11 protein-coding genes and 1 pseudogene are annotated in these 16,005 nt (G+C 40.8%); 1 reads left to right on the top strand and 11 read right to left on the bottom strand.

The genetic code is table 11. The features are described from left to right. Positions 1 to 151: 151 nt before the first annotated feature. The 9 genes and pseudogenes from BSEL_RS17325 to BSEL_RS01095 all read right to left on the bottom strand — a co-directional run. Positions 152 to 508, bottom strand: a pseudogene (locus tag BSEL_RS17325) (transposase); the annotation flags it as partial. 32 nt (positions 509 to 540) lie between these two features. Continuing rightward, a protein-coding gene (locus BSEL_RS01135; protein ID WP_095522123.1) for an IS3 family transposase occupies positions 541 to 1,655 on the bottom strand; the annotation gives its coding sequence in 2 pieces (ribosomal slippage) (positions 541 to 1,406 and positions 1,406 to 1,655; 1,116 coding nt in all). Between the two features lie 310 nt (positions 1,656 to 1,965). Beyond that, positions 1,966 to 2,367 carry a hypothetical protein gene (locus BSEL_RS01125; RefSeq protein ID WP_013171181.1) on the bottom strand — a complete coding sequence of 134 codons (402 nt, stop codon included), beginning with the start codon at positions 2,365 to 2,367 and terminating at the stop codon, positions 1,966 to 1,968. Between the two features lie 76 nt (positions 2,368 to 2,443). Beyond that, positions 2,444 to 3,208 carry a helix-turn-helix domain-containing protein gene (locus tag BSEL_RS01120; RefSeq protein ID WP_177304803.1) on the bottom strand — a complete coding sequence of 255 codons (765 nt, stop codon included), beginning with the start codon at positions 3,206 to 3,208 and terminating at the stop codon, positions 2,444 to 2,446. Positions 3,209 to 4,160: 952 nt separating this feature from the next. Next, entirely contained in the window at positions 4,161 to 5,015 is an 855-nt protein-coding gene (locus tag BSEL_RS01115; RefSeq protein WP_013171179.1) for a hypothetical protein, read from the bottom strand. Between the two features lie 78 nt (positions 5,016 to 5,093). After that, complete coding sequence (locus tag BSEL_RS01110) at positions 5,094 to 8,258, bottom strand: type I restriction endonuclease subunit R (RefSeq protein ID WP_013171178.1); 3,165 nt, start codon at positions 8,256 to 8,258, stop codon at positions 5,094 to 5,096. Positions 8,259 to 8,270: 12 nt separating this feature from the next. Further along, entirely contained in the window at positions 8,271 to 9,506 is a 1,236-nt protein-coding gene (locus tag BSEL_RS01105) for a restriction endonuclease subunit S (RefSeq protein ID WP_013171177.1), read from the bottom strand. Then, positions 9,496 to 11,091: a type I restriction-modification system subunit M gene (locus BSEL_RS01100; protein WP_013171176.1), complete on the bottom strand. Its 1,596-nt coding sequence runs from the start codon at positions 11,089 to 11,091 to the stop codon at positions 9,496 to 9,498. The genes BSEL_RS01105 and BSEL_RS01100 overlap by 11 nt, the downstream gene beginning before the upstream one ends. Before the next feature lie 217 nt (positions 11,092 to 11,308). Continuing rightward, positions 11,309 to 12,790 (bottom strand): hypothetical protein, encoded by a 1,482-nt coding sequence (locus BSEL_RS01095; RefSeq protein ID WP_155522677.1) that lies wholly within the window; start codon positions 12,788 to 12,790, stop codon positions 11,309 to 11,311. Between the two features lie 455 nt (positions 12,791 to 13,245). On the opposite strand from BSEL_RS01095, the gene BSEL_RS16860 reads away from it, so the two are divergent. Beyond that, positions 13,246 to 13,845 carry a rhomboid family intramembrane serine protease gene (locus BSEL_RS16860; RefSeq protein WP_013171173.1) on the top strand — a complete coding sequence of 200 codons (600 nt, stop codon included), beginning with the start codon at positions 13,246 to 13,248 and terminating at the stop codon, positions 13,843 to 13,845. Positions 13,846 to 13,923: 78 nt separating this feature from the next. On the opposite strand, the gene BSEL_RS01080 is transcribed toward BSEL_RS16860, so the two are convergent. Both BSEL_RS01080 and BSEL_RS01075 read right to left on the bottom strand, forming a co-directional pair. Next, positions 13,924 to 15,120: an anhydro-N-acetylmuramic acid kinase gene (locus BSEL_RS01080; protein WP_013171172.1), complete on the bottom strand. Its 1,197-nt coding sequence runs from the start codon at positions 15,118 to 15,120 to the stop codon at positions 13,924 to 13,926. Between the two features lie 25 nt (positions 15,121 to 15,145). Next, complete coding sequence (locus tag BSEL_RS01075) at positions 15,146 to 16,000, bottom strand: MurR/RpiR family transcriptional regulator (RefSeq protein ID WP_013171171.1); 855 nt, start codon at positions 15,998 to 16,000, stop codon at positions 15,146 to 15,148. Between the last annotated feature and the right edge of the window lie 5 nt (positions 16,001 to 16,005).

Raw genomic sequence — 16,005 nt, 5'->3', positions numbered from 1 at the left:
AAGGGTTGCATAAAAGTTCGCTTAATTTTCGTTATCTGTATATAGACATTAATGTATCATACCTACCTTGAAACTTTGACCTGTCACGAAGTAGGGTGATATCAAACCATATTAAGTATACTTAATCTCACTAGAGTTGCTGTTAAAGGGGTTACTGAATAACCCATTCATCGATATTTGTCGATTGTAAATCGGTAAAATAATCTCGGATTCTGGCCACCAAAATAAAAATGAAAAAAGAAGGAAGGTCCCGAAGCACCTTCGAAAGATTCAAGTTCAGGATTTGCAATACGATGACCGTTTCGCTTGTTTCATTTAGGAGAGCTCGAATAAGACCTAAACCATAAGAACGTTTACCCTCTCCGAACTTGGCTTCAAACGCATTTCGTTCACAGGCATCTTGGTAGGCCACTTGTTTGTCTTCCGCAGATTGATGTTTAGGAAATCTTCCGAGTCTGGGACCACTCAGCCGTGTGCCGTTTTCTTTGCAGAACCTCCGGTTCTCTCTCTGGTATGTCAACACTAAATCGGACAAAAAAATTAAGGTCCCGTTGACTTGTATTCAGCTGGTGATAAATAATCCAATGATCCGTGAATTCGAATATTGTTGAACCAGTTCACATAATCAAAAAGTTCAAGATCAAGTTCTTGTTGGCTAGAAAAAACCGCACCACGAACGAATTCGATCTTGATGGTCTTGAATGTGGCTTCAGCTACGGCATTGTCATAGGGCGTTCCTTTGTCACTCAATGATCTGGTAATACCGAAGGTATCGAGTGCCTGGTCGATCAGGTGATTTTTAAACTCAGTGCCTCTGTCTGTATGAAAGATCTCGATCCGATTTAGATTGTAGGGGACGGATGCAAAGGCAGTTTGAACTAATTCAGCGGTTTTATGAGGCCCGGCGCTGAACCCAATAATCTCACGATTATATAAATCGACTAATACACAAATATAATGCCATGCTTTGTTCACGCGGACATACGTTAAATCGCTGACAACAACGCTTAATTCGTCGTCCTGATCAAACTTCCGGTCCAGTGTGTTGCCTGTTTCGGATTCATTGCAGCTAGATTTTGAAGGTTTAAATTGAGCTACGGTATACTTTGATACCAAACCCTGTTCAGCCATGATCCGCTTGATACGGCGTCTCGACACCGTCCATCCAGCTCTTTTCAATTCAGCTTTGATCTTCCGTTGACCATAGATCTTACGACTCTTCATGAAAATGCTTACGATCAATTCTGTCAGTTCTTCTTGCTCTGATTCATTTTGCCGTTTGGATTCGTAATAGAATGAGCTTCTTGCAATTTGTAGGACGTCGCACATTGCTGATACCGAGTATTTGTAACGATTAGCCTTGATTACATTTACTTTCGTCCTATGATCAGCGCGGCTTGCTTTAAAATATCATTTTCCATGGTCAGCTGTTTATTTTCTTTCTTGAGCTGTAACAGCTCTTCTTCAACAGACGTACGGTTATCCTTTTCCTTGAAAGATCCACTACCCTGGTATTGCCTAACCCATTTATCAAAGGCAGAAGGCGTCAGCTCGTATTCTTTGATGAGTTCGGATCGGGGCTTGCCAGCTTGATGCAGTTGCACGATCTGTTCTTTGAATTCCTTTGTGAAACTTCTCCGTTTGCGAGTTGTCATAAAACAGCTCTCCTTGGTTTGTATTTGAACCAAGTGTACGGGACCTTAACGAATCTGTCCAACTAAGTGTAACCGATCCACTCGTTGCATAAATTCGCTTGAGTATTGCGGACAGATCGAGCCATATGAGCGGAGTTTTGAGCCACTGAATGCGGATTTTTGAGCCATGTGATTACTGCATCATAAAAGTACAGATTTTTGCAATAGATTTATCCATGGACCTGAAAAAGTCTCTCCCCAGTTCGGTGATACTTTTCTGTGCCAGGAAAAGGCATCTTAACTCCTGATATATTTTATGAATCCTGCTCAATTATGTTAAACGCACCCTCTTTAAAAAAGCTTTATAATGTTTTTCTAAAAACACTATAAATTCTTCATTTGAAAAATCATAGTTATCTGTTTCAAAAAACGAAAAGTGAACAGCTGAAAATTTCTCAGTATTTGGTGTCACTTTAAAGCTTGTCTTTCTGCTTGATCGATCTTGAGATATACCTATTTTAGAAACATCCATTAAAGATAACTCACCTTCCATGTGATCCATAGACACCGCCAAGTATGTCGGATTTATGTCTACCTGCATCCAACGCTTCCTGCTTTCAGGTGATACATACACATTGATTCGTTTCGTATTTTTTTCACTGGGTTTAAGGTCAACATTACGGAAATGGCTTACCTCGTTTAGGAAATTATCTGCAATTTGTTGAACAGACATTTTTCATCTTCCTTTCCAAAAGGTATTTTAATATGAGATGTGACACAGCAGACAATGATTAATTTCCCTTCCTTTTTCAGACATCTCCTTTCTTTTGTCCTTTGAATTCTTCTCCTGCTACTTCCAACAAAGCTTTATATATCTTTAATACTGTATAAACATCTTCTGGTTCACCGAACAATTCCTTAATCGTCAATAAAGCCTCATTTGGATTTTCGACTATTAAATGATCTCTATTGCTGATGATATGACTCAATGCTTTTTTTTCTTCCGGCAAGAAGCTTTCAAGAGGTGCTTCCACTTTACTCAAATCACTGAATACAATATCGCCTGTCCTTCTGAAAAAATTATTAATATTGCTAGTCGCTTCAATATAAATGAGATGCTCTTTTTGATTTGGCATCACCGTATAAATGTAGTCATCAATGGCAACCGAAGAATTTGCATTTATATTTGCTAAAAGATCTCCTGCTGTAATTATTTGATAGTCTCTGATCGAACTATCTTCTTCGTAGAGATCTCCCGCAACTATGACCAGCATCGTTTCATTTTCTCTCAGTTTCTTACCGTTTTTTCTTTCGTAAATCATTTTTGCAATAGCATTCGATGGAACCATCCAATTTTTCCATTGTTTAATAGCCTTTAACTTTCCTTGTCTCACATATTGGCGAATCGTAACAATTGACATAGAAAGTATTTCGGCCACTTCTTCTAATGTGTATAAATCGTCATTTTCAATTTGATGAGGCAAGTTGTTAATAACTAAGTCCGATAAATTAAAATATCTACTTACAACGTTTTCAACATCAACTAATATTTCTTTTTCCTGATCACTATACATTAGTATCACACCGTTCATCATTTATATTCATATACACTCACTTATTATCATTTACATTACTATAAAAATTTGAATCTGTAAACAGTTTTTTATGTGTTTCTATTGTTTAGTTTTACTTGACCGTTCGTTCATACAATTGTTGATCAATAAACTCTTCCAAGTAACCTGTATTCCCGGAATATATAACGAGACTGGCAGTATATGCTGATATAGCAGCATTCTTCACTTGTTATTAAAGAAAAATATGTAACGAGTGTGGAGTTGACTCTATCCCATTGTTAAGCCATTACTCGTTATAAACCATTAAATTTCTCAGGAATCCAGGATGAAAAGGCCTGCAGCATTCGGCAAAACGGCAGAGGATCATAGTGGGACCCTTCGATCATTGATCACTTTATAGACTTTAATGGGGAAAGATTTGAGACTCATCGCGAAAGGCAAAGCTCTATATCCATTTCCAACCTGCATTCCCGGAATGTATAACGAGACTGACAATATATGCTGATATAGCACCATTCTCCACTTGTTATAAAATAAAAATATGTAACGAGGATGGAGTTGTCTAAATCTCACTGTTAAGCCATGACTCGTTATAAATCATCATATTTCTCGGGAATCTAGGTTCCAAGCAATAAGAAATCGGTCATTCATGAGGTCTGTGACCTCAGAATGACCGATTTTTCATAGTGTAAATTTTTAGACTGGGTGGGCAAGGTTTCAATGACTACGGTGGTCCACATTTAGATTACTATATACATAATAAGTGGGTACAGCTATCCGATGAAGACGTATTTGTTGGGCTAAGGTCTATTGCATATTTGGTTCAAAAGTTCTGTATGATGCGTCCTCTGAGCCACAGTACAACGCCGGTTTCATTGTATCTCTATCCAAATTTGAAAATTCACCTTAATGACATATACAATTCAGGAATCTAAGAAACTCCTTCAATATTTTATGTTATTTTGTAATGTACTATCTCTCCACACCGATCGTATTCCACCAAGTTATTATAGAGATATGAAGTTACTATGATTCGTTCAATATGGGATGATCGTATTTGTTCCTCCTGTGCAATTCTTCTCCCAAGATCTAAAAAATCACTCTCATCAATTAAACCTATTGATGTATAACCTACCAAAATACATTTTTCTTTTGGTAGTTCCACATCTTTCATGTAATTTTTATATTTTTTCACCTTTGAAAGAATAGCATCAATAATTTTAATTCGTATTGCACTAGAGTTAATCATTCCTTTATGACAGGAGGACCATATCATGTTATTATCCTCCTCAAGATAGAACGAATCATCATAATATCTATGGTTGACTAAATCACTAATCATCTTATTTTTCCCTAAAAAGGATCGATGCCAGTTTCTGAATTTCCCTTGCTTTTGAAACATTGCTTCAACAACCTCAACAGCAATCACACAGCCATTAACATACAAATAATAATCCGGTCTTTCTCGATCAATAAACTTAATATCGAGATATGAATCAGGATACTTAAGCTTTAAGTATCCTGACCATATTCGCCTCTCATCTCTTCGACTACTATTCGTAATATCCTGTTTCGCATTATCGAAATTATAACCTTTTAGCTTGTGCTCATATTTAGCATAAAGACCATTTGTAATGTCTTTTCGATTTGTGATATCCAATGTATATAAATCCACATCTACTTTATATTTTCCTTTTTCATAAATAACAGATATCGATTTATTCCAATCCCTTAGGCATATCGCTTCTTGAGAATCAATTGACTTTTTAAGCCTTCGATATTCTTTGTAGATCGGTTCAATATTCATAGACTCCGACCAACCCCTTCTCTATCAAACAATTGCACCTGGGTTATCACTTACATTAACGCCTTTGTTCTCATACATTTACCTCAACTCATCATCCAGCGGTACAATCTGCTCATCAAGGACCTGCTGCCACTCCCGCTTCATCATCTGTGGGTATTTGAACGGTTTCACGTCCGGATGTTCCACTTTGAAGGCGTCATAGTCCTTGCTTTCAATGATGCTCTTCATGTTGGGAATAGCGTCCATGCCGATCATGTATTGAATGGCGGATGCATGTAGCTCGTTACTGGATACGTGCCAGTAATTGCTGAATCCTTCGACAATCTGTTCTTTCTTCTCGGTAAAGAAGCGGCGCTTCACGGCAAAGATATCTTCTGCTTCATCCACTTCTTTGTCATCGATGGCGTTTAAGATCGAACGGTAGACGTCCTTCACAGTTTCAGCCTTGTTCAATTTCTTAAGGGCTTCTTCGATCTCGTCGCGGACATCCGGGTTATTTGCCTGGTACGTACCAAGCAGCTGATCGATGTAGCTGGAGTCAATGTCATAGAGCTTTGCTGATGCGTCACTGTAGAAGGTCAAATCAGAGAAATCCGGTGGATTGATCGGATCTATGATCGGTTCATCCTCAATCAGGGACCCCTTCACCGTTTCATACACACCCATTTCCTCTTTCAATACATTCACCTGTGCCTGCAAGGCTTTGGACGTATCTATATCATTGTTGTAGCTGTCATAGGTCACCAGTGCTTCATAGGCGTTATTGAGCTCCTGGAAAGCTTTCACATAGTCCACACGGGTATCGATCGGTGCCTGTTCATCGATCTGCCCTTCTTCTTCGATGATCGCCTCCAGCTCTTTATGTGCCTTTTTGAAGCGTTTCTTCGCCGAATCATAGCTTGGATAAATGAGACCGGACTCTTCCTTCACTTCTGAATACAGCTTCGTTGCCTTCGCCACATTGTCTTCCATCTTGTGCGGTTTACGGAACGTGACGATGAGCCCCTTTGTCTTATCGGGATACGTCCGGTTCGTTCTGGAGAACGCCTGAATCAGTCCGGCATATTCGAGGTTCCGATCCACGAACAGCGTCTGAATCGTCGGGGCATCAAAGCCCGTCAATAAGCGATCGACTACGATGACCAGATCCACCTGACGGCCCGGCTGTTGGAACTCTGCACGCTTTCGTGCCAGTCGGTTGTTGATGTCCCCGTTATACCGTTCAATGTCCTGCAGGGACCAGGCGGTTTTGTAGTAACGGTTATAGTCGTCAATGATCTCCTGCATCTCCTCTTGCTGATCGATGGCGTTCTCGTTGTTTTCATCCAATGAATACGTAATCGCAATCCGCGGGAAGTCCGGGTCGTCCATCGTCTGGCCTTTTCGGAGCGGCCGGTCTTGAAAGACCTCTTCCATCCAGTTTTCCTCGCTGGTCATTGCTTTAATGGCTTTGTAATAGCGCTTGGCCATATCGATGGAGCTCGTTGTCAGGATGGCGGATTTCGTCGGCTTCCCGTTCTTGAAATCAAACTTGATATAGGCATTATTCGGACTGAAGATCTTTTTGATTACTGTATCAATATGTTCATCCTTCTCGTACGTTTCCTTATCGATATAGGCCTCTTTTTGCATGCCCGTCATCTTATTGATCTCTATATTGATGGCTTCATCTGGCATATGCGTATAAGCCTCACTGTTTCGGAGTTTCGTGTAAATCATCTCATCTAGAGAGATGGGCTTGATCGTCGTTTCATGTTCCACCTGAAAGCCGAGGACCGAGCCGTCCTCCAACGCATTTTTGATCGTATACGAGTGGAGCTTATCCCCATACTGATCAAAGGTCGTTCGTGCCAGTTGTCCTTTGGCCTGTTTCTTATTCTCTTCAAAGATCGGTGTCCCGGTAAACCCAAACCACGTGGAGTTAGGGAAGAACTTCTTCGTCTCTTCCATGTTCTCTGCACTCAACGCCCGGTGGCATTCGTCGACGATGAAGACGATATGCTGGCCCATCAGCTTTTCATACCGGTTTGACCCCTTTTGTTCTTCCTGTTTCTTCGCATGTTTTAACGCCGAATCGAGCTTTTGACGCGTCGTAATGATGACGACGTTCGAGTTCGCATCCGCCAACAGCGTCTTACTCAGTTCCTGAGCACTTCCGGTCCCGACGATTAAGCTATTTGCCGGAGTGTTTCCTGACGAGATCCCTGTATTGAACTCGGAGGCGAACTTCGTAAATTCACTCGTTGTCTGACTGTCCAAATCTTTACGGTCCACGAGCATGATCGTGCGGTCAATACCGGACTTCTTCGCAAGCAGCTTCGTCGACACAAAGCTCGTGAGCGTTTTCCCGGAGCCTGTCGCATGCCACACGTAGCCCGACTGATGTTTATTGACTGCGGTAAAGAGCGCTTCGATGGCGTGGATCTGATACGGATGAAGCACCATCAGGGTTTTGTTATCCTGATCCTCACTGACGATGGTGTAGTTGGCAATCAGCCGGTGGGCATCGGGAATATTCAGGGCCTGTTTACAGAATTCATAGAGGTTCTCGACTTTCTTATTATCCTTCGTGCGCCAACTGAACATGAACTTCCGATGCAGGTTTCTCGGCATCGCGTTGGCAAAGTACCGCGTCGTCTGTTCATTGGAGACAACGAACAGCTGCAGGGTGGCAAAGATATTGTTTCGGAACATCCCTTCTTCCGCGTACTTTTTGATCTGGTTAAAGGCTTGATACACGCCGTCCTTGGCGGTGACCTTTTTCAGTTCAATTTGCACGATGGGAAGACCGTTGATCAATAGCGTTACATCAAAACGGCGATCCCGCCCGCCGTCTGTAGCAGACTGTTTGGCAATCTGGTTCACAACCTCATAGCTTGAGATCCCGCCACCGATATCCTGATTGGAATACAGCACAAGGGACACAAACCCCTGATGGCTGTCTTCCCGTTCAATGGTGATCCGGGCGATCCCGTTCTCGCCTTTTAACCACTTTGCCGCATCAAACGGCGTCTGTGTCCGGAACAAAAGCTCCGTTTTAATCGCATCAAATTCCTTATCCGTCAGTGGTGTGTCACCGAGTTCAGACAGGTTATTCTGGGTGATTTTTTGACGAAGGTTTTGCCAAAGGTCCGCTTCGGACTTCAAATCATCACGAAACGTCCACTGGTTATGCCCTTCCCCCAATACTTGAATGAGATGGTTCTCGATTTCAGCTTCTGAACGATGAGACAGGCTCTGCACACCAATCACCTCCTAGACAAACATTTTTTGCAGGAATCCTTTTTTCGTTTCCTGTAACAGTTCGAGTTCTTTTTCGTGAGCGGCAATAGAATCATCGAGATTCTTGAAGAATTCACCGATTTTTTGTTGTTCTTTTAAATTTGAAGGTATTATTATTTTTTTCTTTAATAACTCCGGTTTAGTTATTCCTTTAATAGATGTACCTTGTAAGTTATTAACTTCTTTTTTAATGATTAAGTAAAGTGAATATAATGCAAATTTCAAATCTATCTTTAACGATGATAAAGATAAAAAATCTTGACTAGTAGCATAAGGATATGGAACCAATGCTAATTTCCCGACCCCTACTCTAGTAACAATAGCGATTGAATTTTCAGGTACAAGTTTAGTTGCTGAATTATTAATACCTGCATCGCTTATAAACTTTGTGGGTGAAACTAAATTCAAAACATCTGTTTTAAGATCACTGCTTTGTATCCAAGGAATATTCCCATTCCAGTAATCACTTATTGAAGTTTTTGGAGTGCCTCCACCATAAGTTTCTGCGGCAATATTTTTTATTTCTAAAACTTCCCACTCCCCACTAAACCCATCAAACCGAACCTCCGGCACACGTTCGCCATCCTTCGGAAACATCTTCTGCAAAAAGCCTTGTTTGCTTTCTTTTAATAATGTGATGTGTTGTTGCTGAAGGGCTATGCGGTCGTCGAGGTTCTTGAAGAATTCGCCGATTTTTTGTTGTTCTTGTACGGTAGGCATGTTAATAAAAAGAGAGTTTAGAATTTCCTGGCTAACATTATATCTTGTACTCCCACCTGATTTACGTTCAATTTGTCTTCTGCTAATTCCATTCAAAGATCTTTCAACAAATATAGGATCATATTCAGAAATTTTTTTTCCTCTAATTGAGAACCCGCTATATAAGGCATATTCATTATCCAAATATGCCTTTGACAAGCCAACTTCATTTAATACTTCTGATGATCTTACAAAAACTAAATCTCCGAATTCTACTTTATTCTTTTGTTCTAAAATTTCAGAAACACTAACTGAATTCCTAACATTATCGTAAGTTAGGTACTCTTCAGATAAAATATCGAGTACACTAATCATTTTTCTACCTTGACCGTATGCTTCTTTCGGAGCGTTAATGCCATTTGAAAATTTCATTATTTCATTCAAATTTCTTGTTAACCATTTATCTTTAAAACTATCAAACCGAATCTCAGGTACCAGCTTATTTGTCATATCCAAACACCTCTAACGCTCCTTGAATCCACTCCGCATCTTCTTCGCTGTACTGCAGGGATGAAATATCCTCAAACAGGCTTTTTTGCAGGGCCTGCTTTTTCTCTTGAATCTCTTTCATTTCAGTCCCTACTGCTTTCATATCGACAGGTTCTTCTTCTTCAAATGTATCTACGTAACGTGGGATATTCAGGTTATAATCGTTCTCTTTGATCTCTTCAAAAGTCGCTAAATGCGCGTACTTCTCAACGGATTCACGCTTATTATACGTATCCACGACCTTCTCAATGTTCTCCTTGGAGAGCTTATTCTGGTTCTTGCCTTTGATAAAGTCACGACTGGCATCAATGAACAGGACATCCCGTGTACTACGATTCTTTTTCAGGATTAATACCGTAGTCGGGATCGACGTTCCAAAGAACAGATTCGGTGGCATGCCGATGACCGCATAAATACTGCCGTCCTCCAATAGCTTTTGCCGGATCGTGCCTTCGGCAGCTCCTCTGAAGAGAATCCCGTGTGGCAATACAATCGCCATGGTACCCGTTTCTTTTAAGTGATAGTAGCCGTGCAGCACGAAGGCAAAGTCCGCTTTCGATTTTGGAGCGAGCTTCCCGTAACGATTAAACCGTGAATCATCGAGGAACGTATCATCCGCCGACCACTTCGCCGAGTATGGCGGATTCATGACCACCGAATCAAAGGTATACGGTTCATCCGTTGGCCAGTCCTTATTGAGCGTATCCCCATTCCGAACACGCATTTCTTCCGGATCAACACCATGGAGGATGAGGTTCATCTTCGCCAGGTTAAACGTCGTTGTATTCAGTTCCTGGCCATGGTACTTTACCTTATCCGGGTGATTGAGATAGTTTCGCACATTCAGCATCAAGGACCCTGATCCCATCGTCGGGTCAAAGACACTGAACCACTTCTTGTCTTCCTGACCAATCGCTACGATCTGTGACATCATATCCGATACCATATGCGGCGTATAGAACTCGCCGGCTTTCTTTCCGGCTTCAGATGCAAACTGACCGATGAGATATTCATACGCATCCCCAATCACGTCACCCTCATAACCAATGAGATCCACATCATTGAGCTTTTTGATCACATCGGTCACCGTGACGTTTCGTTGCTGATCATCAGACCCCAGCTTCTTCGACTGCAGATCCACGTCATCAAATAACCCACTGAACGCATCGTACTTCGTCGAAAGCTGGATAAACGCTTTATTCAAGTCGTTTAATTGAAAGACGTTCTTCTTCGCCTGTTCAGCCAACACGTTAAACAGATGAGGTGGTTCAATATCATACCCAAGCGTATCGACAACTGTTGCGATCAGGTCCTCTTTCGTATCCTTATCAGATAACAGTTCTTCATAAAGCTCTGTCTGTTTATCCGGCGTATCATATGTATCCAAAGATTCATCTGCCAGTTCAACGACTTTTATCAACAGCTTATCTGAGAGGTACTTGTAGAAGATCAACCCCAATAAATAGTTCTTGTACTCCGAAGCATCCATTTTACTGCGAAGATTATCCGCAGCACTGAATAACTTTGCATTTAATTCTGCACCCATGTCTATAACACTCCTTCATTCTATATCATTTATCCATTTTACTGAGACCCCTGACAGGGGCTGTCACCGATCGTACGTTCTTTCTATCTTTTAATATTCGTTCTTGTCTTCATTATAACAAATGAACATCATTAAATTATTTTGCAGTTGTATTCATCAAAGTCATCTACTGATTACCCAAACGACTGTACTACTAATTTATAGCTTTCCGAAATACCTAAATAGTATCTCCGTCATCATAATAATCCAGAATAACACCATACTCATCAATTTCACCCAAATTAATAAGATGGAATTCAAAATCTTCGACACCTTTATAAAATAACTCAACACCATCTTCATAATACTGAACCTGCTGTGCAAACTCTTGATCAGAAATATATCCCAGATTTTCAATATCTGAGATTATTGTATTCACGAAAATAGCAAACAGTTCGATTGCATAATAATAATCATTTAGTATTCTCATATAATCATCATTATATAGAGGTCTATGTGCTGATTCATATAATACATCATAAAGAAATTCCAATTCTTCAATTTGTTCCTCGAGAGTATAATGATCGCTATATAAATATTCACTCATATAGTGCAATTCCTCATAGATAAAGTTCATCTCATCGGCAATACTCACCAGATAATTTCGTTTAGCGTCATCTACCCTTTCATTTTCTGAGATTTGACTGTCCGCTTGTTCATTACCATCTCGCTCTTCCGTTTCTTCATGGGTTATGCCTTCACTGACGTGGTCAACTGATGAATCTATCAATTGATCATAGTAAGAATAAAAAGCAATTACCATTATGAGATTTGCAATTAGCGAACCAGTTACTGCTATTATCAAATTGTTTTTCACTGACAAAACAGGCGGATTTATATATAAGGTCGAGTGATGATAAGGGTAATGATTCCGGTAAACGTTATAGCTGAGAACAATAAATATAGCGGTAATTAATAACAACTCGTTATAAATTCCTTCCATGTTTTCTGACCCTGCTATTACCAAACTGATGAAGTAGATCAAATTCGATACAAAGATCACAGCCATAACAGATGACAACAATAAATCCCAGGCTTCACGATCGTTAAATGACTGTCTTAGAGTCTGAACTACGTTAATATCATTTTTCTCATTGTCTAGTTCTATCTCATCATTTAGTTGATTATTTCCCTGATTATCATGATGATCAAAGATATTCCTTACATTCTTTTTCCCTCTTTCTTTAAAATCACCAATTTTATTTGCATTGAATGATTTGGTAGAAAATACACTTGTCCCTTCGAATAAGCGGTGATTATGGATTTCTTCAAAAATACGATCCTGCATATCCTGCTCAAACAGGTCAAGGAATTTGCGGTAATTATCTTTAAATTGAGGAGAACTTGATCTGTCCAACCACTTTAAAATGTTATCGATCTCATCTCGAAGAATCTTCTCTTCAAATACAATCATCGCCAATGTACTTGTAAGATATAACTCAACCAGTTTTCTTTGATCTTGTTCATCCAAAACAACCTTACTATCCGTAAAATCTTTAAAATCCTTAATGATTTCATAGAGCGAGTACTCAATATCATTCAGTAAATATTCAACCAATGCCTCCGCTTCTTTTTGATGATTGTTATTGTCACTGCTTGATTTGATTGTCGACACCTCCAATAATTCTAAGGTCTCTCTCTTTAAATAAATCGTATCCATATAACAGTAATGCAAACAATATATACCTTATTACAATTACGATATCACTTATAATGATATAATTAAAAACCATATAGAACACAAACGAGATTGAAAAAGTATAAGTGGCTACCCTCACTCCGTCTCCCATCCACTTTTTCAACATAAATCGAACCAACCTTGTAATTATTAATGCATTTATGAAGGAACCAATCAGAACAGCTACAAGATCACTCCAGAACATTGAAATACCTCCCTTACTCCACGATTGATCAAAAACTACGGCCACTAAAATTGAAGATAATGATTATATAACATTATTTTACCACACGCTTCTAGCTTACACGCACGATTTTTCAGACAATTTAAGCTTTAGATACATGTATGTTTGCACCTTCTCCAATCCATCCTCCCCGTCACTCCGTTCTTCCTGTATACTGTTACTCAGAGATACCACGCACACTGGAGCTGATGAGATGGATGAGACGGTAAGATGGGTTAAAGAACACCCCGGGATGACCGGGATTTTGGCTTTGTATGCTTTATTTTTTCTGATTTTGTATTCGGATCCTGCAACAGGGGATGCACTTCTCGTGAACCCGGAGACGATGTTTCAGGAGCCGTGGACGCTGATCACGGTGATCTTTGCCACGGGTTCTGTGATGCATCTGTTACTGAACGGCTTTCTCGTGATCATGTTTGGCGGGAAGCTTGAGAAGACAATCGGTACAGGGACGTCGGTCGTGTTGTTTCTCATCATGGGGCTCATGGGGAGTGTGGCGCTCTTCTTGTATGCGCCCTTCATGACGTGGACCGGTGAACCTGCAGCCCTTGCCTCTGTCGCGGCGATTGGCATGGCCTCGATTTACACGGGCCTTGTCAAGGATGCGGAGATTATGGGCTCGAAGGCAAGACGCTGGGTGCTCATCATGTTTATCATGAACATCGTCCTCAGCTGGCAGAATGAAGAGCTGACTCTCTTAGGACCCGCGCACGGGCTCGCCATTGCCTTGGGCTACGGGATCGGTTACGGGCTCAGGAAGTCCACAGAGGCGAAAGAACATACCGGGTCATAAGAATACCCCCGATGCAGGTTGATCTGCATCGGGGGTATTTTGCATTTACTGTTCTTTTTCAATTGCCCGTTCAGCGATCTAAGGGAACACTATCTTTCCCATCATCTTTGGAGATGATGCATTTGTTACACTGGGCATATTATTGTGTTTGAATCTAAGAAACTCATTGCCCAATACACAAAATGAGATCGCTTCCTTAGCATCGCTGTCCATTCCTATACGTTCCATATTAAACACAGGTATATTAACCTTGTTCCCGATTTCATCCAACATATATTGATTATGAACGCCTCCGCCACCGACATAGATCTCATCAATCATTATTCCCTTTTCTTGTAGTTTGCGAATAGCCTCACTTATGGACATCACGGTAAAAGCCGTCATTGTTGTGACAAGGTCCTCATCAGAATAACCGAGCGACTTTCCTTCATCATAATATACTCTGCACTTATCTACTGTGTAATGCTCACGGCCTGTACTCTTAGGGAATGGTTCGTGGTAAAACATATCTTCCTGAATCAGTTTATTCAGGAGACGTTTGATAATCACACCCGATCTTGCAATCTCACCGCCACGATCATAACTTTGCCGCCCGTTTGTGATCAACTTCACCATCTCATCGACCCATACATTACCGGGTCCTATATCTGATCCAGTTACCATCTCCCCGGAGATATTCGACTCTTGAGATGGTACTAATGTATAATTACTCATCCCTCCAATATTAAGGAAAAACCGGTTATGAACGGGATGGGCAAAGAGAAGTGCATCAGAAAAAGGCACAAGAGGGGCTCCTTCTCCACCAGCCGCCATGTCTGATGGTCGAAAATCCCCTACAGTCAGGCAACTGGTTTCATGGGCAATAACAGCCAACTCCCCAATCTGAAGCGTAGCTCGTTCTTTCGGCAAATGATGGATGGTTTGTCCATGTGAACTAATGAAATCCACTTGGTCAATCGACCACCCAGTACCTTTAACAACTTCCTTGGCTGCTTCGGCAAAACGCTTACCAAGAATCGTATTTAGCCGGCATATTTCATCAACGCTCGACGTTTCCGGATTACATTGTGCCAATATCGACTGTTTGAGCGAATCTTCATAATCAAGAGTTATAAACCTGATCATATGAATATCAGTGGTGTTTCCTTCCCCTGTTATTTCACAAAAAACGGCATCGATCCCGTCAAGCGATGTTCCGGACATCAAGCCAATTGCCAAAACGCGTTCCTTTTTAATTGGCAGTTCGATCTTCGGCACATTAGTTGAATTATTCATACTATTGTATTCCTCCGACTATATATTACTTTCGTTGTATCGCCCTGATTGCTTCTCTGGTTTGATTCAGATACTGAATCACTTCATCATAATTCGCATTTGCCACGCTCATAAATAAAATATCCAAAACATGTAACTGTGCAATCCGCGAAGATGTTGCGCTGCTTCTGAATGTTGTTTCTTTAGAAGCGGATGTCCGGAGACATATGGAAGCTGTTTTGGCGATTGTTGAAGGCCCGAATTTCGTAAGAGCAATTGTCGTTGCGCCTTTTTCATTTGCCAACTCGAGTATTTTCAAGACTTCCTTTGTTTCGCCCGAAAATGAAATACCGAACACAACGTCACCAGGTCCGGAGTTCGCCACGTGCATCGACGCAATATGAAAATCAGCAAAGGCTGTCGTATGTTTATTAATTCGCGAGAATTTCAACTGCGCATCCTGAGCAATGATATTTGATGCACCCACACCGAAAAAATGGATGCGATTCACCTGATCCAATGCCTCGATAACCTGTGTTAAATCATAAATATTTAATATATCGGCAGTTTCTTTGATTGTCTGCATCGAGTTAGTCGTCATTTTAGATACGACCTCTGCCGGTGATTCACCAGGTTGAATATCCCTGAATTCTGTTGATTTGTCCTGATGCGAATCACTCGCCAAGCGTAATTTCAACTGCTGAAATCCTTTGAAACCGATTGATTTGCAAAAGCGGATAACGGCTGCACTGCTGGTATGGCTCCGTTCACCTAATTGATTGGCCGTCAGCGACAGGACTTCGTCCGGTTTCTCCAGCACAAAATCCGCAATTTTTCTCTCTGACGGAGATAAATCTTTCAGCATGCCTTCGATCAGTTTCATCGTACCTCTTTGTTCCATATTGA

The organism is [Bacillus] selenitireducens MLS10 (genome assembly GCF_000093085.1).
Lineage (GTDB): Bacteria > Bacillota > Bacilli > Bacillales > Salisediminibacteriaceae > Salisediminibacterium > Salisediminibacterium selenitireducens.
This window is presented reverse-complemented; position numbering and strand designations above follow the sequence as displayed.

Bases quoted from the DNA above. Each gene is read 5' to 3' on its own strand.
- BSEL_RS01125 (WP_013171181.1), bottom strand. From the start codon at position 2,367: ATGTCTGTTCAACAAATTGCAGATAATTTCCTAAACGAGGTAAGCCAT.
- BSEL_RS01120 (WP_177304803.1), bottom strand. From the start codon at position 3,208: ATGTATAGTGATCAGGAAAAAGAAATATTAGTTGATGTTGAAAACGTT.
- BSEL_RS01115 (WP_013171179.1), bottom strand. From the start codon at position 5,015: ATGAATATTGAACCGATCTACAAAGAATATCGAAGGCTTAAAAAGTCA.
- BSEL_RS01105 (WP_013171177.1), bottom strand. From the start codon at position 9,506: ATGACAAATAAGCTGGTACCTGAGATTCGGTTTGATAGTTTTAAAGAT.
- BSEL_RS01100 (WP_013171176.1), bottom strand. From the start codon at position 11,091: ATGGGTGCAGAATTAAATGCAAAGTTATTCAGTGCTGCGGATAATCTT.
- BSEL_RS01095 (WP_155522677.1), bottom strand. From the start codon at position 12,790: ATGGATACGATTTATTTAAAGAGAGAGACCTTAGAATTATTGGAGGTG.
- BSEL_RS16860 (WP_013171173.1), top strand. From the start codon at position 13,246: ATGGATGAGACGGTAAGATGGGTTAAAGAACACCCCGGGATGACCGGG.
- BSEL_RS01080 (WP_013171172.1), bottom strand. From the start codon at position 15,120: ATGAATAATTCAACTAATGTGCCGAAGATCGAACTGCCAATTAAAAAG.
- BSEL_RS01075 (WP_013171171.1), bottom strand. From the start codon at position 16,000: ATGGAACAAAGAGGTACGATGAAACTGATCGAAGGCATGCTGAAAGAT.